The organism is Streptomyces daghestanicus (genome assembly GCF_020521275.1).
GTDB lineage: Bacteria > Actinomycetota > Actinomycetes > Streptomycetales > Streptomycetaceae > Streptomyces > Streptomyces griseoviridis.
The window spans coordinates 79764-101389 of record NZ_BNDX01000014.1 but is presented as its reverse complement, the minus strand read 5'-3'; the positions used below and the strand labels follow the sequence as shown (position 1 = coordinate 101389).

The following is a 21626-nucleotide window of genomic DNA, read 5'->3' as shown; positions in this document are numbered from 1 at the left end:
CGTGAACACGCCCCGGCGCGCACACCGTGCCGGGGCTCCGGACCCGCCCCGGGCGGACTCGCCCCGCGGCCGTGCCGCCCGCCCCGCCCCCGCGGCCGTCGAAGCTTCCCGATCCAGCCAGTGGAGACCCTGCGATGTCTGACGCCCGCTCGCTTCGCCCGGACCACGCGGACCGCCCGGAGGCCACCACGCCCCGAGCCGGCCGGCCCTCGACCCCGGCGGCCCGGCAGTCCGTGCCCGACCGCGTCGCGGCCTGGGCGGCCCGGTCACCGCGGGCCGTGGCGGTGCGCTGCGGCACCAGGACGGTGTCGTACGCGGAACTGGACGCACGGGCGAACCGGCTGGCCCGGTATCTGCGCCGGACGGGCACGGCCCCGGAGGCGCGGGTCGGCCTCGCGCTGGGCCGGGGCGTCGACATGGTCACCGCCGTCCTGGGCGTGTGGCGGGCCGGGGCCGCGTACGTGCCGCTGGACCCCGCCTACCCGGCGGACCGGCTGCGCCACATGGTCACCACCAGCGGCGCCGCCCCCGTCATCGACGACGCCTGGCTCGCGGCGGCCGACGCGGTGATCGACGCCGAACCGGACACCCCCCTCGGCATACCGCTCGACCCTGACCAACTCGCCTACGTCATCTACACCTCGGGCTCGACCGGCCGCCCGAAGGGTGTCGCCGTCACGCACCGCGCCGTCGCGGACCTGGTGGACGCGATGACCCCGATCCTGGGCGCCGGACCGGGCGAGACGACCCTGCAGTTCGCGTCGTTCAGCTTCGACGCGTCGGTGCTCGACCTGGCCGTCACCCTGGCAGCGGGCGGCACCCTGGCCATCGCACGGACCGAGGAACGCGCGGACCCCGCGGCGCTGGCCCGGATGATCCACGACACGGGCGTCACCGTCGCCAGCGTCGTCCCCTCCCTGCTCTCCACACTCGACCCCCGGTCGGTGCCCGGCGTACGGAACTGGCTGCTGGGCGCCGAACGGCTCACCGCCAGCCTCGCGGCCCGCTGGCGCGCGCACACCGGCCTGTGGAACACCTACGGTCCCACCGAGGCCACCGTGATGGCCACGGCGGTGGAGATCCCCTCGGGCACCACCGCCCAGGACGCGCCGCCGCCGATCGGCCGCCCCCTCGACGGCACCCACGTCCTCGTCCTCGACGCCGCCCTGCGCCCCGTACCGGCCGGCACGGTCGGCGAGGTGTATCTCGCCGGCCCCGGCCTGGCCCGCGGCTACCTGGGCCGCCCGGACCTCACCGCCGAACGGTTCGTGGCCTGCCCGTTCCTCCCCGGGCAGCGCATGTACCGGACCGGTGACCTGGCCCGCTGGTCGGACGACGGGCTGCTGCACTTCGCGGGCCGCGCCGACGACCAGGTGAAGATCCGCGGCTTCCGCATCGAACTCGGCGAGGTGCAATCCGCCCTCGCCGCGCACCCGGCGGTCACCCAGGCCGTCGTCCTCGTACGGGACGGCCGGCTCGCGGCCTACGTCGCCGCCACCGGCGCGCCCGGCCCGGCGGACCTGCGCGCGTTCACCGCGGGACGGCTGCCCGCCTACATGGTCCCGGCCACGGTGACCGTCCTCGACACCCTGCCGTTGACGGTGAACGGCAAGGTGGACACGGCCGCCCTGCCCGTCGGGGAACCGGCCCGCCCGGCGGGCCGCGCACCGTCCACCCCCGTCGAGGAGCTGCTCTGCGGCCTCTTCGCGGAGGTCCTGGGCGAGGAGGGCATCGGCGCCGGCGACGACTTCTTCGTCCTGGGCGGCGACTCGATCCTGTCGATGACGGTCGTCTCCGGGGCCCGCCGGGCCGGTTACGTCCTCACCACCCGCGAGGTCTTCGAGCACCGCACCCCGGCCCGCCTCGCCGCCCTGGCCCGCCCGCTCACCACCACCCCGGCCCCGGACGGCACGGCCACCGCCACCGGTGAGATACCGCTGACCCCCGTCATGCGGGAACTCCTCGACCGGGTCGCCCCCCAGGACGTCGCCCAGGTCTACCAGTCGGTGCTGGTGGCGACACCGGCCGGCCTGGACGCCGCGGTCCTGACGTCCGCGATCCGCGCGTTGCTGGAACGGCACGAGATGTTGCGGGCCCGGCTGGTGCCGGGTCCTGGCACGGACACGGGCACGAGTACGAGTACGGGTCCTGGTGCGGGTTCGGCGGAGTGGCGGCTGGTGGTGCCCGAGGAGGTGCCGGAACGGGTCCGGGTGCGCCGGGTGGACGCGGCGGGCCTCGGTACGGCCGAGCTGGACGCGCTGGTGGCGGCGCATGCCGAGCAGGCGGTGGGACGGCTGGACCCGCTGGCCGGCGTCATGCTCGAAGCCGTCTGGTTCGACGCGGGCCCCGCCACTGCCGGCCGACTGCTGCTGGTGGCCGACCACCTGGTGGTCGACGGTGTCTCGTGGCGGGTGTTGTCGGCCGATCTGGCGTTCGCGTACGGGGAGTTGTCGGCGGGGCGGCCCGCCGGGTTGCAGCCGGTGGTGACGTCCTTCCGGCAGTGGGCGCGAGGACTGGCCGCACAGGCCGGGAGCGAGGAACGGCTGGCCGAACTGGCACGGTGGCGGGACCTCCTCCGCACCGCGGAGCCGGTCCTTGCCGAGGACGCCCCGGACCGCTCCCGGTGGCTGGGCGCGACCGTGCGTCGGGTGTCGGTGCGGGTGCCGGTGGGTGTGACGGCGGGGTTGCTGGGTGGGGTGCCGGCGGCGTTCCACGCGGGTGTCGAGGATGTGTTGTTGGCGGGTCTGGTGGGTGCGGTGGCCGGGTGGGAGGTGGCCGGGGGCTCGTCGGTGTTCGTGGTGGATGTGGAGGGGCACGGTCGGGTGCCGTTGGGGGAGGGTGATGATCTTTCCCGGACGGTGGGGTGGTTCACGGGTGTGCGTCCGGTGCGGGTGGATGTGCGGGGTGTGGACGCCGGTGCAGCCCGGTCGGGTGGTGGTGCGGCGGGTGAGCTGGTCAAGCGGGTCAAGGAGCAGTTGAGGAACGTACCGGGTGACGGTCTCGGGTTCGGGGTGCTGCGGTATCTGAACGAGGAGACGGCGGAAACACTGGCAGGGCTGCCGGTACCGGAGATCGGTTTCAACTACCTCGGACGCTTCGACAGCCGCGACGACGCGTGGCACCTCATCGGCGACGGATTCGGCGAAGGCATCGCCGGTGACGCACCCGTCATGCACGCCCTGGAGGTCGAAGGCATCGTTCACGACCTGGCCGGGGGGCCGGAGTTGGTGTTGTCGGTGTCGTGGCCGGAGCGGTTGTTGGGGGAGGGGTCCGCGCGGGCTCTGGTCGAGGGCTGGGCGGGGATGTTGGAGGGGCTGGTCGCTCATGTGGAGCGGGCGGGGGGTGGTGGGTTCACGCCGTCGGACTTCCCGCTGGTGGCGTTGGATCAGGCGCGGGTGGAGGAGGTGGAGGCTGCTGTGGCGGGGCTGGTGGAGGTGTTGCCGGTTTCGCCGTTGCAGGAAGGGCTGCTGTTCCACTCGCTGTTCGATGTCGGGTCGGTGGATGTGTATGTGGAGCAGTTGGTCCTGGAGGTGCGGGGGCTGCTGGATGTGGGGGTGTTGCGGGCTTCGTGGCAGGCGGTGGTGGACCGGCATGCGGGGTTGCGGGCGGGGTTCTGGCAGCCGTCTGGTTCTGTGCGGCCGGTGCAGGTGATCGCTGAGGGTGTCGAGGTGCCGTGGCGGTGTGTGGATCTGTCGCGGGTGTCGGGTGGGCAGGCGTGGGCGGAGTCGGAGCGGATCGCGGTGGAGGAGCGGGCGCGGCGGTTCGATCTGGCGCGGCCTCCGTTGTTGCGGGTGTTGCTGGTGCGGGTGGGGGTGGACGAGTGGCGGTTGGCGGTGACGTTGCATCATCTGGTGCTGGACGGCTGGTCCCTGCCACTGCTCCTGCGTGAGGTCTGGACGGCCTACGCGGCCGGCGGAACCGCCGACGACCTCGCACCGGCGCTCCCCTCCCGCGCGTACTACTCCTGGCTCGACCACCAGGACCGCCCCGCGGCCCGCCAGGCATGGACCCGAGCCCTGGCCGGCCTCGACGAACCGACCCTCATCGCACCCGCGACCGACGCCCTCGGCCCGGGAACGACCGCCCAGTACGTCGTCCGGCTGGACGACGAACTGGACACCGCGCTCCGCGAACTGGCCAGTGGTGCGGGTGTCACGCTGAACACGGTGGTGCAGGTGGCGTGGGCTGTCGTGGTCGGCGCGCTGGCGGGACGGCGTGATGTGGTGTTCGGGGCGACGGTGGCGGGCCGTCCGGCGGAGCTGCCGGGTATGGAGACGATGCTCGGGCTGTTCATCAACACGGTGCCGGTGCGGGTGCGGCTGGAGGGGTCGTGCACGGTCGCCGAGTTGCTGGGTGTCGTGCAAGCGGAACAGTCGGGGTTGCTGGATCATCAGCACCTCGGGCTGAGCGAGATCCAGCGGGCGGTGGGGCCCGGTGCGGGCTTCGACACGCTGCTGGCGTTCGAGAACTACCGCGTCGGCAGGAGCGACCCGCCCGCCCCGCTGCGCCTCGTCGGTACCGGAGTCCGCGAGTCGACCCACTACGCGCTGACCCTGGGAGTCAGCCCGATCGACGGTCTGGAACTGCGGATCGACCACCGACTGGACCTCTACGACACGACGGCAGCCGAGGCGCTCGCCGGACGACTGATACGCGTACTGGAGCAAATGGCCGCCGGCCCGGAGGCGCGAGTCGGCACGCTGACCCTCCTGGACGCCGGCGAGCGGGCGCGGGTGGTCGAGGAGTGGAACACCACCGGGCGTCCCGTCGACGCGGCACTGGTACCGGAGCTGGTCGCCGAGTGGGCGGCGCGGACGCCGGAGGCTGTGGCGGTGCGGTGTGGGTCCGTCGAGTTGTCGTACGCGGAGTTGGATGCGCGGGCGAACCGGTTGGGGCGGTTGCTGCGGGAGTGCGGCGTCGGTGTGGAGTCGCGGGTGGGTCTGAGGCTTCCGCGGGGTGTCGACATGGTCGTGGCGGTCCTGGGTGTCTGGAAGGCGGGGGCGGCGTATGTGCCGTTGGACCCGGAGTATCCGGCGGAGCGGCTCGCGTTCATGGCGGCGGACAGTGGTGCGGCGCTGGTGATCGACGAGGCGTGGCTGGCGGATGCGGCCGTCGCGGCTCAGTCGGACGCTCCCCTCGGTGTCGAGGTCGGTTCCGATCAGCTGGCGTATGTGATCTATACGTCGGGGTCGACGGGCCGGCCGAAGGGTGTGGCGGTCGCGCACGGTGGGCTCTCGAACCTGGTGGCGGCGATGGGGCCGGTGCTGGGTGCGGGGCCGGGTGAGGTGACCTTGCAGTTCGCGTCGTTCAGCTTCGACGCCTCCGTGCTGGACGTGGCCGTGACCCTCGCCAGGGGTGGCACGCTGGCGATCGCGTCGGGCGAGGAGCGCACGGACGGCCAGGCGTTGGCGGAGATGGTCCGTGAGGCTGGGGTCACCGTGGCCAGCGTGGTGCCGTCCCTGCTCGGTGTCCTGGACCCGCAGGCGGTGTCCGGTGTCCGGAACTGGGTGCTGGGTGCCGAGCGGCTCAACGCCGATCTCGCCGCCCGCTGGCGTGCGCAGGCGGGTGTGTGGAACACGTACGGGCCGACGGAGGCGACGGTGATGACCACGGCCGTCGAGATCGCGGAAGGCGTCACACCCGAGGATGCCCCGCCCGCGATCGGGCGTCCGCTGACGAACACGCGCGTCTTCGTGCTGGACGGTTTCCTGCGCCCCGTGGCACCGGACATGGTGGGTGAGGTCTATCTGGCGGGGCCGGGTCTGGCTCGTGGGTATCTGGGCCGCCCGGACCTGACGGCGGAGCGGTTCGTGGCCTGCCCGTTCCTCCCCGGGCAGCGCATGTACCGGACCGGTGATCTGGCCCGTTGGTCGGACGACGGGTTGCTGCACTTCGCGGGTCGCGCGGACGAGCAGGTGAAGATCCGTGGTTTCCGGATCGAACTCGGTGAGGTGGAGTCCGTCGTCGCCGCCCACCCGGACGTCGCCCAGGCGATCGTCGTGGTGCGTGAGGGTCGCCTTGTCGCCTACGTGGTGTCGAGTGGTGAGCCGGCGGGGGTGCGGGAGTTCGCCGCCGCGAGGCTGCCCGAGTACATGGTGCCGTCCGTGGTCATGGTGCTGGACGCGTTGCCGCTGACGCCGAACGGAAAGGTCGACCAGGCCGCCCTGCCCGCCCCCGAGACGGGAGCTGAGGCAGGCCGTGCGCCGTCGAGCCCGGTCGAAGCCGTGCTCTGTGACCTGTTCACGGAGGTACTGAGCCGTGAAGGGGTCGGTGTGGACGATGACTTCTTCGTCCTGGGCGGTGACTCGATCCTGTCGATGCTTCTGGTGTCGGCGGCGCGGCGTGCGGGCTTGGCCATCTCTTCCCGGCAAGTGTTCGAGAAGCGGACACCGGCCGGGCTCGCGGGCGTGGCCGACGTACTGGGCGAGAACCTGACCGCGGACGGTGAGTCCGGTGTGGGGGACGTGCCGCTGACGCCGGTGATGCGGGAACTGGTGGAGCGGGTCGGGCTCGACCGGCTGAGCGAGGTCGTCCAGTCCAACCGCGTCAGGACGCCGGTGGGTGTGGATGTCGTGGTGTTGGCGTCTGCGGTGCGGGCGTTGGTGGAGCGGCATGAGGTGTTGCGGGCGCGGCTGGTGTCGGACGCGGGCGCGGGTGCGGGTGTGGGTGTGGGTTCGGCGGGGTTGCGGTTGGTGGTGCCGGAGGAGGTGCCGGATCGGGTCTGGGTGCGGCGGGTGGACGCGGCGGGTCTGGGTGCGGCCGAGGTGGATGTGTTGGTGGGGGTGGAGGCCGAGGCAGCGGTGGCGCGGCTGGACCCGTCGGCCGGGGTGATGTTCGACGCCGTCTGGTTCGACGGCGGGTCGGAGGCCGAGGGGCAGTTGCTGCTGGTCGCTCATCACCTGGTGGTCGATGGCGTCTCGTGGCGGGTGGTGTTGGGGGATCTGGCGTCTGCGTTCGGGGAGTTGTCGGCGGGGCGGGGTGCTGGGTTGGAGCCGGTGGTGACGTCGTTCCGGCATTGGGCTCGGGGGTTGGCCGCGCAGGCGGGGAGTGCGGGGCGGTTGGGTGAGTTGGCGGCGTGGAGGGGGTTGTGGGAGGGGGCCGGGCGGGTTCTGGGTGGGTTGGTGCTGGACCCGGTGCGGGATGTGGAGTCGTCGGTGCGTCGGGTGTCGGTGCGGGTGCCGGTGGGTGTGACGGCGGGGTTGCTGGGTGGGGTGCCGGCGGCGTTCCACGCGGGTGTCGAGGATGTGTTGTTGGCGGGTCTGGTGGGTGCGGTGGCCGGGTGGGAGGTGGCCGGGGGCTCGTCGGTGTTCGTGGTGGATGTGGAGGGGCACGGTCGGGTGCCGTTGGGGGAGGGTGATGATCTTTCCCGGACGGTGGGGTGGTTCACGGGTGTGCGTCCGGTGCGGGTGGATGTGCGGGGTGTGGACGCCGGTGCAGCCCGGTCGGGTGGTGGTGCGGCGGGTGAGCTGGTCAAGCGGGTCAAGGAGCAGTTGAGGAACGTACCGGGTGACGGTCTCGGGTTCGGGGTGCTGCGGTATCTGAACGAGGAGACGGCGGGGGTGTTGGCAGGGCTGCCGACGCCCGAGATCGGCTTCAACTACCTCGGACGCTTCAGCAGTCGTGACGACACCTGGCAGCTCATCGGCGACGACTTCGGTGGAGGAGTGGGCGGGGACTTTCCGGTGCTGCATGCGCTGGAAGTGATGGGTGTGGTGCGTGATCTGGCCGGGGGGCCGGAGTTGGTGTTGTCGGTGTCGTGGCCGGAGCGGTTGTTGGGGGAGGGGTCCGCGCGGGCTCTGGTCGAGGGCTGGGCGGGGATGTTGGAGGGGCTGGTCGCTCATGTGGAGCGGGCGGGGGGTGGTGGGTTCACGCCGTCGGACTTCCCGTTGGTGGCGTTGGATCAGGCGCGGGTGGAGGAGGTGGAGGCTGCTGTGGCGGGGCTGGTGGAGGTGTTGCCGGTTTCGCCGTTGCAGGAGGGGCTGCTGTTCCACTCGCTGTTCGACCAGGACGACACCGATGTGTATGTGGAGCAGTTGGTCCTGGAGGTGCGGGGGCTGCTGGATGTGGGGGTGTTGCGGGCTTCGTGGCAGGCGGTGGTGGACCGGCATGCGGGGTTGCGGGCGGGGTTCTGGCAGCCGTCTGGCGTCGAGCAGCCGGTGCAGGTGATCGCAGAGGGGGTGCGACTGCCCTGGCAGGAGGCGGACCTGTCGTCTCTCGACTCACTCACGGCAGTGGCCGGGTCGGAGGACCTGGAACGCGAGGAGCGGGCGCGGCGGTTCGATCTGGCGCGGCCTCCGTTGGTGCGGGTGTTGTTGGTGCGGGTGGGGGTGGACGAGTGGCGGTTGGCGGTGACGTTGCATCATCTGGTGCTGGACGGCTGGTCCCTGCCCGTCTTGCTGCGTGAGGTGTGGACGGCGTATGCGGCCGGTGGCAGTGGTGCGGGGTTGCCGGTGGTGACGCCGTACCGGGAGTACGCGGCGTGGCTGGCCCGGCAGGACGGGGAGGCGGCGCGGGATGCCTGGCGGCGGACGCTGGCCGGCGTCGAGGAACCGACACTCGTGGCACCGGCGGCGTCGCGGAACACCGTGGTCGAACCGCGCCAACTGACGGCCGCCCCGGGGGCCGAGCTGGCGGCAGCGCTGGGCGAGCTGGCTCGTGGTGCGGGTGTCACGGTGAACACGGTGGTGCAGGTGGCGTGGGCCGTCGTGGTCGGCGCGCTGGCGGGACGGCGTGATGTGGTGTTCGGGGCGACGGTGGCGGGCCGCCCGGCGGAGCTGCCGGGTATGGAGACGATGCTCGGGCTGTTCATCAACACGGTGCCGGTGCGGGTGCGGCTGGACGGGTCGTGCACGGTCGCCGAGTTGCTGGGTGTGGTGCAAGCGGAACAGTCGGGGTTGCTGGATCATCAGCACCTCGGGCTGAGCGAGATCCAGCGGGTGGCGGGGCCCGGTGCGGGCTTCGACACGCTGCTGGCGTTCGAGAACTTTCCTGGTGATCCGGATGTGCCGTCGTCGTTGGATGCGGTGGTGGTCACGGGCGCGGGGATGCGGGAGTCGACGCATTTCGTGCTGGCGTTGGGTGTCGATCCGGCGGAGTTGAGGTTGCGGCTGGATTACCGGCCTGATCTGTTCGACGCGGGGCGGGCGGAGCGGGTCGTGCGGCGGGTCGTGCGGGTGCTGGAACAAATCGCGGCCGACCCACGCGTACGCCTCGGTGAGATCGACGTCTTGGACGCCGATGAGCGGACGCGGGTGGTCGAGGAGTGGAACGGCCCTGCCCGGCCGGTGCCGCTGACTTCGTGGTTGGACCTGTTCGACGGCAGGGTTCATGCGACGCCGGAGGCTGTGGCGGTGCGGTGTGGGTCCGTCGAGTTGTCGTACGCGGAGCTGGATGCACGGGCGAACCGGTTGGCGCGGTACGTGCGCCGGTCGGGTGTCGGTGTCGAGGACCGGGTCGGTCTGCGGTTGCCTCGTGGCGTCGACATGGTCATGGCGGTTGTGGCGGTGTGGAAGGCCGGGGCGGCCTACGTGCCGCTGGACCCGGAGTATCCGGCGGAGCGGCTCGCGTTCATGGCGGCGGACAGTGGTGCGGCGCTGGTGATCGATGAGGAGTGGCTCGCGGATGCGGCTGACGCTCTTGCCGTTGAGTCGGCGGAGCCGCCGGCGGTTCCCTCTGACCCGCAGCGGTTGGCGTATGTGATCTATACGTCGGGGTCGACGGGCCGGCCGAAGGGTGTGGCGGTCGCGCACGGTGGGCTCTCGAACCTGGTGGCGGCGATGGGGCCGGTGCTGGGCGCGGGTCCGGGTGAGGTGACCTTGCAGTTCGCCTCCTTCAGCTTCGACGCCTCCGTGCTGGACGTGGCCGTGACCCTCGCCAGGGGTGGCACGCTGGCGATCGCGTCGAGCGAGGAACGCACGGACGCCCAGGCGCTGGCGGAGATGATCCGCGACTCGGGGGTCACGGTCGCCAGCGTCGTGCCGTCCTTGCTCTCCGTCCTGGACCCGCAGGCGGTGTCCGGTGTACGGAACTGGGTGCTGGGTGCCGAGCGGCTCAGCGCCGATCTCGCCGCCCGCTGGCGTGCGCAGGCGGGTGTGTGGAACACGTACGGGCCGACCGAGGCGACGGTGATGACCACCGCCGTCGAGATCGCGGAAGGCATCAGTCCCGAGGACGCCCCGCCCGCGATCGGGCGTCCGTTGCCCGGGTGCCGGGTGTTCGTGCTGGACGAGTTCCTGCGGCCTACGCCGGTCGGTGTGGTGGGTGAGGTGTATCTGGCCGGCGCGGGATTGGCGCGGGGGTATCTGGGCCGGGTGGATCTTACGGCGGAGCGGTTCGTGGCCTCTCCCTTCGGGGCCGGGGACCGCATGTACCGGACCGGTGACCTGGCCCGTTGGTCGGACGACGGGTTGCTGCACTTCGCGGGCCGCGCGGATGAGCAGGTGAAGATCCGCGGTTTCCGGATCGAACTCGGTGAGGTGGAGTCCGTCGTCGCCGCCCACCCGGACGTCGCCCAGGCGATCGTCGTGGTGCGTGAGGGGCGCCTCGCCGCGTACGTGGTGTCGAGCGGTGAGCCGGCGGGGGTGCGGGAGTTCGCCGCCGAGCGGCTGCCCGAGTACATGGTCCCCGCCACCGTCGTACGCCTCGATGAACTGCCTCTCACTCCCAACGGGAAGATCGATCAGTCGGCTCTGCCCGCGCCCGACGTGGAGCGCGCCGCGGGTCGGGCGCCCTCGTCCCCGGCCGAGGCGGTGCTCTGCGATCTCTTCGCCGAGGTGCTGGGACTGGAACGCGTAGGCGTCGACGACTCCTTCTTCGCGCTGGGCGGTGACTCGATCCTGTCCATGCTTCTGGTGTCCGGTGCGCGGCGCGCGGGGTGGGTGCTCTCGCCCCGGCTGGTGTTCGAGGAGCAGACGCCGGCTCGGCTGGCCTTGGTTGCTCAAGCGTTGGCAGACGGTGCGGCCTCCGGGGGTGAGTCCGGTGTGGGGGACGTGCCGCTGACGCCGGTGATGCGGGAACTGATCGAGCGGGTCGGACTCGACGCCCTCGGACAAGCCGTGCAGTCGAGTGTGGTGCGGACGCCGGTGGGTGTGGATGTCGTGGTGTTGGCGTCTGCGGTGCGGGCGTTGGTGGAGCGGCATGAGGTGTTGCGGGCGCGGCTGGTGTCGGACGCGGACGCGGGTGCGGGTGCGGGTGTGGGTGTGGGTGTGGGTTCGGCGGGGTTGCGGTTGGTGGTGCCGGAGGAGGTGCCGGATCGGGTCTGGGTGCGGCGGGTGGACGCGGCGGGTCTGGGTGCGGCCGAGGTGGATGTGTTGGTGGGGGTGGAGGCCGAGGCGGCGGTGGCGCGGCTGGACCCGTCGGCCGGAGTGATGTTCGACGCCGTCTGGCTCGACGAGGGCCCTGGGCATACCGGACGGCTCCTGTTGGTGGCCAACCACCTCGTGATGGACACCGTTTCGTGGCGGGTGGTGTTGGGGGATCTGGCGTCCGCGTTCGGGGAGTTGTCGGCGGGGCGGGATGCTGGGTTGGAGCCGGTGGTGACGTCGTTCCGGCATTGGGCTCGGGGGTTGGCCGCGCAGGCGGGGAGTGCGGGGCGGTTGGGTGAGTTGGCGGCGTGGAGGGGGTTGTGGGAGGGGGCCGGGCGGGTTCTGGGTGGGTTGGTGCTGGACCCGGTGCGGGATGTGGAGTCGTCGGTGCGTCGGGTGTCGGTGCGGGTGCCGGTGGGTGTGACGGCGGGGTTGCTGGGTGGGGTGCCGGCGGCGTTCCACGCGGGTGTCGAGGATGTGTTGTTGGCGGGTCTGGTGGGTGCGGTGGCCGGGTGGGAGGTGGCCGGGGGCTCGTCGGTGTTCGTGGTGGATGTGGAGGGGCACGGTCGGGTGCCGTTGGGGGAGGGTGATGATCTTTCCCGGACGGTGGGGTGGTTCACGGGTGTGCGTCCGGTGCGGGTGGATGTGCGGGGTGTGGACGCCGGTGCAGCCCGGTCGGGTGGTGGTGCGGCGGGTGAGCTGGTCAAGCGGGTCAAGGAGCAGTTGAGGAACGTACCGGGTGACGGTCTCGGGTTCGGGGTGCTGCGGTATCTGAACGAGGAGACGGCGGGGGTGTTGGCAGGGCTGCCGACGCCCGAGATCGGCTTCAACTACCTCGGACGTGTCGATGCCGGGACTTCCGAGGCGGGACAGGGCCGGGATTGGGCGCCCGTTGGGGAGGGCGTGGTCGGCGAGAGCGTCGGCGGGGACTTTCCGGTGCTGCATGCGCTGGAAGTGATGGGTGTGGTGCGTGATCTGGCCGGGGGGCCGGAGTTGGTGTTGTCGGTGTCGTGGCCGGAGCGGTTGTTGGGGGAGGGGTCCGCGCGGGCTCTGGTCGAGGGCTGGGCGGGGATGTTGGAGGGGCTGGTCGCTCATGTGGAGCGGGCGGGGGGTGGTGGGTTCACGCCGTCGGACTTCCCGCTGGTGGCGTTGGATCAGGCGCGGGTGGAGGAGGTGGAGGCTGCTGTGGCGGGACTGGTGGAGGTGTTGCCGGTTTCGCCGTTGCAGGAGGGGCTGCTGTTCCACTCGCTGTTCGATGTCGGGTCGGTGGATGTGTATGTGGAGCAGTTGGTCCTGGAGGTGCGGGGGCTGCTGGATGTGGGGGTGTTGCGGGCTTCGTGGCAGGCGGTGGTGGACCGGCATGCGGGGTTGCGGGCGGGGTTCTGGCAGCCGTCTGGTTCTGTGCGGCCGGTGCAGGTGATCGCTGAGGGTGTCGAGGTGCCGTGGCGGTGTGTGGATCTGTCGCGGGTGTCGGGTGGGCAGGCGTGGGCGGAGTCGGAGCGGATCGCGGTGGAGGAGCGGGCGCGGCGGTTCGATCTGGCGCGGCCTCCGTTGTTGCGGCTGTTGTTGGTGCGGGTGGGGGTGGACGAGTGGCGGTTGGCGGTGACGTTGCATCATCTGGTGCTGGACGGCTGGTCCCTGCCACTGCTCCTGCGCGAGGTCTGGACGGCCTACGCGGCCGGCGGGAGTGCGGTGGGGCTGCCGGTGGTGACGCCGTACCGGGAGTACGCGGCGTGGCTGGCCCGGCAGGACGGAGAGGCGGCGCGGGACGCCTGGCGGCGGACGCTGGCCGGCGTCGAGGAACCGACACTCGTGGCACCGGCGGACCCGGCGCGGGTGCCCGGTGAGACCGCGAACGTCAGCGCCCAGCTCTCACCACAGCGTGCTCGTGACCTGGAGCGATTGGCTCGTGGCGCGGGTGTCACGGTGAACACGGTGGTGCAGGTGGCGTGGGCCGTCGTGGTCGGCGCGCTGGCGGGACGGCGTGATGTGGTGTTCGGGGCGACGGTGGCGGGCCGCCCGGCGGAGCTGCCGGGTATGGAGACGATGCTCGGGCTGTTCATCAACACGGTGCCGGTGCGGGTGCGGCTGGACGGTTCGTGCGCGGTCGCCGAGTTGCTGGGTGTGGTGCAAGCGGAGCAGTCGGGGTTGCTGGATCATCAGCACCTCGGGCTGAGCGAGATCCAGCGGGTGGCGGGGCCCGGTGCGGGCTTCGACACGCTGCTGGCGTTCGAGAACTTTCCTGGTGATCCGGATGTGCCGTCGTCGTTGGATGCGGTGGTGGTCACGGGCGCGGGGATGCGGGAGTCGACGCATTTCGTGCTGGCGTTGGGTGTCGATCCAGCGGAGTTGAGGTTGCGGCTGGATTACCGGCCTGATCTGTTCGACGCGGGTCGTGCGGAGCGGGTCGTGCGGCGGGTCGTGCGGGTGCTGGAACAGATCGCCGCCGATCCGCAGGTGCTGCTGAGCGGGCTCGACGTCCTGGACGCCGATGAGCGGGCGCGGGTGCTCACGGAGTGGAACGCCACGGAGGAGCCGGTCGGCTCTGCGACGGTGGTGGAGCTGGTCGCCCAGTGGGCGGCGCGGACGCCGGACGCCTCGGCGGTGCGGTGTGGGTCCGTCGAGTTGTCGTACGCGGAGCTGGATGCGCGGGCGAACCGGTTGGCGCGGTTGCTGCGGGAGTGCGGCGTCGGTGTGGAGTCGCGGGTGGGTCTGAGGCTTCCGCGGGGTGTCGACATGGTCGTGGCGATCCTGGCGGTGTGGAAGGCCGGGGCGGCCTACGTGCCGCTGGACCCGGAGTACCCGGCGGAGCGGCTCGCGTTCATGGCGGCGGACAGTGGTGCGGCGCTGGTGATCGACGAGGCGTGGCTGGCGGATGCGGCCGTCGCGGCTCAGTCGGGCGCTCCCCTCGGTGTCGAGGTCGGTTCCGATCAGCTGGCGTATGTGATCTATACGTCGGGGTCGACGGGTCGGCCGAAGGGTGTGGCGGTCGCGCACGGTGGGCTCTCGAACCTGGTGGCGGCGATGGGGCCGGTGCTGGGCGCGGGTCCGGGTGAGGTGACCTTGCAGTTCGCCTCCTTCAGCTTTGACGCCTCCGTGCTGGACGTGGCCGTGACCCTCGCCAGGGGTGGCACGCTGGCGATCGCGTCGGGCGAGGAACGCACGGACGCCCAGGCGCTGGCGGAGATGATCCGCGACTCGGGGGTCACGGTCGCCAGTGTCGTGCCCTCGTTGCTCTCCGTTCTGGACCCGGGTTCCGTCCCGGGTGTACGGAACTGGGTGCTGGGTGCCGAGCGGCTCAGCGCCGATCTCGCCGCTCGCTGGCGTGCGCAGGCGGGTGTGTGGAACACGTACGGGCCGACCGAGGCGACGGTGATGACCACCGCCGTCGAGATCGCGGAAGGCATCAGTCCCGAGGACGCCCCGCCCGCGATCGGGCGTCCGCTGACGAACACCCGCGTCTTCGTGCTGGACGACTTCCTCCGGCCGGCACTGATAGGCGCGGTCGGTGAGGTGTATCTGACGGGGCCGGGCCTGGCCCGTGGGTACCTGGGCCGGCCGGACCTCACTGCCGAACGGTTCGTGGCCTGCCCCTTCCTCCCCGGGCAGCGCATGTACCGCACCGGTGACCTGGCCCGCTGGACGGACGACGGGCTGCTGCACTTCGCGGGCCGCGCGGATGACCAGGTGAAGGTCCGTGGTTTCCGGATCGAACTCGGTGAGGTGGAGTCCGTCGTCGCCGCGCACCCGGACGTCACGCAGGCGGCCGTCCTCGTCCGCGACGACCGTCTTGTCGCCTACGCCGTGTCCCAGGGGGACCCGGCGTCCATCCGGGCCTTCGCCGCCGAGCGGCTGCCCGAGTACATGGTCCCCACCACCGTCATGCTCCTCGGCGAATTCCCCCTCACCCCCAACGGGAAGATCGACCGGTCCGCGCTCCCGGCTCCCGAGAGGGAGCATGGTGCGGGCCGGGCACCCTCCACCCCGGTCGAGACGGTGCTCTGCGGTCTCTTCGCCGAGGTGCTGGGCGCGGAGGGGGTGGGTGTCGATGACGATTTCTTCGTGCTGGGCGGGGATTCGATCATGTCGATGCAGTTGGCGTCGCGGGCGCGGCGTGCGGGGTGGGTGCTCTCGCCCCGGCAGGTGTTCGAGGAGCGGACCCCGGCACGGCTGGCGGGCGTGGTTGAGCCCGTCGAAGCGGCCGCACAAGGTGTACGCGATGTGGGTACCGGTGAGGTGGCGTTCACGCCGGTGATGAAGGCGGTGGGGGACACTGCGGCGAGCCCCGAATTCGCGCAGTGGATGGCCGTTGTGGCTCCGCCGCGGCTCGGTGTGGAGGTGTTGTCGGCGGGGTTGTCGGCGGTGGTGGACGCGCATGACATGTTGCGGGCTCGTCTGGTGGCCGGTGAGGACCGGTTCGTGGTGGGGGCGCGTGGGTCGGTGGACGGGTCGGGGTTGGTGTCGCGGGTGGATGCGGCCGGCCAGGGCCAGGCCGGCCAGGGCCAGGCCGGGCTGGAGCAGGTCGTGGGGGTGGCGGCGCGGGCGGCTGTGGGCCGGTTGGATCCGGTGGCCGGTGTGATGGTGCAGGTGGTGTGGGTCGATGCGGGTCCGGGAGTGCCGGGCAGGATCGTGCTGGTGGCGCATCACCTGGTTGTGGACGGGGTGTCGTGGCGTGTTCTGCTGCCCGACCTGCGTGCGGCCTGTGAGGCGGTGCTCGCAGGTCGGCCCCCCGTCCTCGACGTGGTGGGTACGTCCTTCCGCCGCTGGTCGCAGTTGTTGGCGGAGGAGGCCGTGAGCGAGCGGCGTGGGGCGGAACTCGATGCGTGGACGCGCATCCTGGCCACCCCCGGCCCCCTGCTGGCCGGGCGTGCCCTGGATCCCGTACGGGACACGGTGGCGGTGTTGCGGCGGCGGGAGTGGCAGGTGCCCGCGGACGTGGCCCGGACGCTCGTGGGACGTACGGCGGCGGCGTTCCACTGCGGGGTGCATGAGGTGCTGCTGGCGGCGTTGGTGGGGGCGGTGGGTGTGTGGCGGCCGGAGCATGCCGGCACGGGACTGCTCGTCGACGTGGAGGGGCACGGACGGGAGGCCGTGGCCGAAGGGGTGGATCTGTCGCGGACGGTGGGCTGGTTCACCAGCGTGCATCCCGTGCGGCTGGCCACCGGCGAGGCGGACCTGGGTGAGGTGCTGGCCGGCGGTGCGGCGGCCGGTGTGCTGCTGAAGACGGTGAAGGAGCAGGTGCAGGCGGTGCCCGGGAGCGACGGCCTCGGATACGGGCTGTTGCGGCACCTGAACCCCGCCACCGGCCCGATCCTCGCCCGACTGCCGGTCCCCCAGGTCGGCTTCAACTACCTCGGCCGATTCACCGAAGGCCGATCGACCGAAGTCTGGGAACCCGCGGCCGACGCGGGTCCGGTGGGCGCCGCCGACCCGCACGCGCCCGCCGCCCATGCCCTGGACGCCGGTGCGGTGGTGCGGGACACCTCGGAGGGCCCGGAGCTGACGATCTCGCTGGCCTGGCCGGGCACGCTCGTCGAGGACGCCGAGCGGCTCGGTGAACTCTGGCGGGAGATGCTGGCCGGACTCGCCGCGCACACCGACGCCGACCCCGGCGCCGGCGGCCACACCCCCTCCGACTTCCCCCTCCTCACCCTGACCCAGGACAACGTCGAGGAACTAGAGGCGGCGGTCCCGGACCTGGTCGACGTATGGCCGCTGTCACCGCTCCAGCAGGGGCTGCTGTTCCACACCACCCTCGCCGAGCAGGGACCCGACGTCTACGAAGGACAACGGGCGTTGCTGCTGACCGGCCCCCTGGACGCGGCGCGGCTGCGGCGGGCGTGGCAGACCGTCGTGGCCCGGCACCCCGTGCTGCGGGCGGGGTTCCACCGGGGCGTCGCGGACGAGGCCGTACAGGTGATCGCCGGGCAGGTCACGGTGCCGTGGTGGGAGGCCGACGTGAGCGGGCTGCCGCCGGACCGGGCGGACGCCGAGGTCGCCCGGCTGTGCGCGGCGGAGATGGCGGAACGGTTCGACCTGACCGCGCCACCACTGCTGCGCGTCCTGCTCATCCGGCTCGGCACGGAACTGCACCGCATGGTGGTGACCACCCATCACGTGGTCGTCGACGGCTGGTCGCTGCCGGTCCTGTTCGACGAACTGTCGGCCGCGTACGCCTCTTACGCCGCGGACGGCGCCGCACGGGCCGCCCTGCCGCCCGCGACGTCCTACCGGGAGTACCTGGCCTGGCTGGGCCGGCAGGACAAGGAGGCGGCGCGCGCCATGTGGCGGGCCGAACTGGCCGGCACCGAGGGACCCTCCCGGGTGGCGGCGGCGGAGTCCACCCGGGAACCGGCGCGGCCGGTACCGCTGGAGTTCGAGTGCTCCGCCGAGCTGACGGCGGGCCTCGCCGACCTGGCACGCACCCATGGCCTGACCATGAACACGGTGGTCCAGGGTGCGTGGGCGCTGCTGCTGGCCCGGCTGACCGGCCGTACCGACGTGGTGTTCGGCAGCACGGTGGCCGGACGGCCCGCGGAGGTGCCGGGCCTCGACAGCGCGGTCGGCCTGTTCATCAACACCCTTCCCGTACGGGTCCGTCTGGACCCGGCGCAGTCGGCCGTGGACCTCCTCACCGACCTGCAACGACGCCAGGTCGCGCTGATGGGCCACCAGCACCTGGGCCTGGCGGAGATCCAGCGGACGGCGGGTTCCGGCGCCGAGTTCGACACCCTGGTGGTCTACGAGAACTACCCGCGCACCGCCGACGACGCGACCGGGGACGCCCCCGGCGCCCTGTCCATCCGGCCGGACGGCAAGTCGCGGGACGCGAGCCACTACGCGCTCGCCCTGATCATGGCTCCGGGGGACCGGCTGGCCGGGGAGGTCGTCTACCGCCCCGACCTGTTCACCCGGGACTGGGCTGCCCGGCAGCGGGAGCGACTGCTGTGCGTCCTGGAGCAGCTGGCGGCCGACGCCACGCTCCCGGTGAGCCGGGTCAGCCTCCTGGCCGCGGACGAGCGGGCACGCCTCGCGGAGTGGAACGACACCGCCCGGCCGGTGTCCGCCGCCCCGCTGCCGGAGCTGCTGCGGCGCCAGGCACGCCGCACCCCCGACGCCCCGGCGCTGGCGTCCGCCCCGGACGGGCGTACCCTGTCGTACGCCGAGGCCGAGGCCGAGGCCGGCCGGCTGGCACGGCACCTGATCGCGACGGGCGGGGTCGGCCCCGAGAGCAGGGTCGCGGTGATCGCGGAGCGCTCGGTGACGACGGTGCTCACCCTGCTCGCCGTGTCCATGGCGGGCGGAGCCTTCGTCCCCCTGGACCCCGGCTACCCGCCGGACCGGATCGCGTACATGCTGCGCGACTCCGACCCCGCGCTGGTGGTGTGCCCGACGGGGTCGCGCGCCGTCGTACCGGCGGAGTTCGCCGACCGTGTGCTCGTCGTGGACGACACGGCCGTCGTCGCCGCTGTCGCGGACCGTCCGGCCGGCGCGGTCGAGGACGCGGAACGCCTCATGCCACTGGAGCCCGAGCACACGGCGTACGTCATCTACACGTCGGGGTCGACGGGCCGCCCCAAGGGTGTCGAGGTCCTCCACGCGGGGCTGGCGAACCTCGCGCAGGCGCAGATCGAACGGTTCGCCGTCCACCCCGGCGCCCGGGTCCTCCAATTCGCCTCGCTGAGCTTCGACGCGTCCGTGTCGGAGCTGTGCATGGCGCTCCTGTCCGGCGGCACCCTGGTCGTGGCGGGCGCGGAGCACCTGCCGCCGAACGTGTCGCTGGCCGAGGCCCTGCGCAGGACGCGGGCCACCCACGTCACCGTGCCGCCCAGCCTGCTGGCCGTCGCGGAGACACTGCCGGACACACTGGAGACGGTCGCGGTGGCCGGCGAGGTCTGCCCGGCCGCCGTGGCGGACCGCTGGTCGTCGGGGCGGCGGCTGGTGAACGCCTACGGGCCGACGGAGGCGACCGTGTGCGCCGCCATGAGCCCGCCGCTGTCCGCGGGCGGCGGGGACACCGTACCCATCGGGGAGCCGATGGCGAACGTACGCGTCTTCGTCCTCGACGCCTTCCTGCAACCGGTGCCGGCCGGGTCCAGCGGCGAGCTGTACATCGTCGGCCCGGGGCTCGCCCGCGGCTATGCCGGCCGGCCGGGCCTGTCGGCGGCCCGGTTCGTGGCCTGCCCGTACGTCGAGGGCGCCCGCATGTACCGCTCGGGCGACCTCGCCCGGTGGACCCCGGACGGCCAGCTCGTCTTCCAGGGCCGGGCGGACGAACAGGTGAAGATCCGCGGCTTCCGCGTCGAACCCGGGGAGGTGGAGTCCGTACTGGGCACACACCCCGGCGTCGCCCACGCCACCGTCGTCGTACGCGAGGACCAGCCGGGCGAGAAACGGCTCGTCGGCTACCTGGTGCCGGCGCCCGGCGAGCCCCTGGACGGTGACGGGGTACGGGAGTTCGCCGCCGCCCGGCTGCCGGAGTACATGGTCCCGGCCGCGTTCGTCGTCCTGGACGCGCTGCCCCTGACGGTGAACGGCAAGGTCGACCGCGCAGCCCTGCCGGCCCCGGAACGTGCCCCGGCGGGTGCGGGCCGGGCGCCGACGACACCGGCGGAGGTGGCGTTGTGCGGTCTCTTCGCCGAGGTGCTGGGCGCGGAGGGGGTGGGTGTCGATGACGATTTCTTCGTGCTGGGCGGGGATTCGATCATGTCGATGCAGTTGGCGTCGCGGGCGCGGCGTGCGGGGTGGGTGCTCTCGCCCCGGCAGGTGTTCGAGGAGCGGACCCCGGCCCGGCTGGCACGGGTCGCCGAACGGCCGGACGGGCAAGCGGCGGACGGGGAAGTGTCCGGAGTGGGCGAGGTGGCGTTCACGCCGGTGATGAAGGCGGTGGGGGAGGCGGCGCTGCGGCCGGGGTTCGCGCAGTGGATGGCCGTTGTGGCTCCGCCGCGGTTCGGTGTGGAGGTGTTGTCGGCGGGGTTGTCGGCGGTGGTGGACGCGCATGACATGTTGCGGGCTCGTCTGGTGGCCGGTGAGGACCGGTTCGTGGTGGGGGCGCGTGGGTCGGTGGACGGGTCGGGGTTGGTGTCGCGGGTGGATGCGGCCGGCCAGGGCCAGGGCGGGCTGGAGCAGGTTGTGGGGGTGGCGGCGCGGGCGGCTGTGGGCCGGTTGGATCCGGTGGCCGGTGTGATGGTGCAGGTGGTGTGGGTGGATGCGGGACCGGGAGTGCCGGGCAGGATCGTGCTGGTGGCGCATCACCTGGTGGTGGACGGGGTGTCGTGGCGTGTTCTGCTGCCCGACCTGCGTGCGGCCTGTGAGGCGGTGCTCGCAGGCCGGTCCCCTGTCCTCGACGTGGTGGGTACGTCCTTCCGCCGCTGGTCGCAGTTGTTGGCGGAGGAGGCTGTCAGCGAGCGGCGTGGGGCGGAACTCGATGCGTGGACGCGCGTCCTGGCCACCCCCGGTCCGCTGCTGGGCCGACGTCCCCTCGACCCGGCCCGGGACACCGTGGCGGTGTTGCGGCGCGGTGAGTGGCGGGTGCCCGTGGAGGTGGCCGAGACGCTGATGACGCGTACGGCGGCGGCGTTCCACTGCGGGGTGCACGAGGTGCTGCTGGCGGCGTTGGCGGGGGCGGTGGGTGTGTGGCGGCCGGAGCAGGCCGGCACGGGGCTGCTCGTCGACGTGGAGGGGCACGGGCGGGAGGCCACGGTCGAGGGCGTGGATCTGTCGCGGACGGTGGGGTGGTTCACCAGCGTGCATCCCGTGCGGCTGGCCACCGGCGGGGCGGACCTGGGTGAGGTGCTGGCCGGCGGTGCGGCGGCCGGTGTGCTGCTGAAGACGGTGAAGGAGCAGGTGCAGGCGGTGCCTGGGAGCGACGGCCTCGGATACGGGCTGTTGCGGCACCTGAACCCCGCCACCGGCCCGATCCTCGCCCGACTGCCGGTCCCCCAGGTCGGTTTCAACTACCTCGGCCGATTCACCGAAGGCGACTCCAGTGGCGCGTGGGAACCCGCGGCCGAGGCGGGACCGGGTGGCGCCGCCGACCCGGAGGCCCCCGTGCTGCACCTGCTGGACGCCGGTGCGGTGGTGCGGGACACCTCGGAGGGCCCGGAGCTGACGATCTCGCTGGCCTGGCCGGGCACGCTCGTCGAGGACGCCGAGCGGCTCGGTGAACTCTGGCGGGAGATGCTGGCCGGACTCGCCGCGCACACCGACGCCGACCCCGGCGCCGGCGGCCACACCCCCTCCGACTTCCCCCTCCTCGCCCTGACGCAGGACGAGGTCGAAGAGTTCGAAGCGATAGCGGCAGAACGAGAAGGTGGGCAGTGA

Annotated in this window: 1 protein-coding gene; it reads left to right on the top strand. The window is 72.4% G+C overall.

Annotated elements, in window-relative coordinates; all coding sequences use genetic code 11:
- The first annotated feature begins 134 nt into the window (after positions 1–134).
- Positions 135–21626: a non-ribosomal peptide synthase/polyketide synthase gene (locus tag Sdagh_RS25770; protein WP_226535794.1), complete on the top strand. Its 21492-nt coding sequence runs from the start codon at positions 135–137 to the stop codon at positions 21624–21626.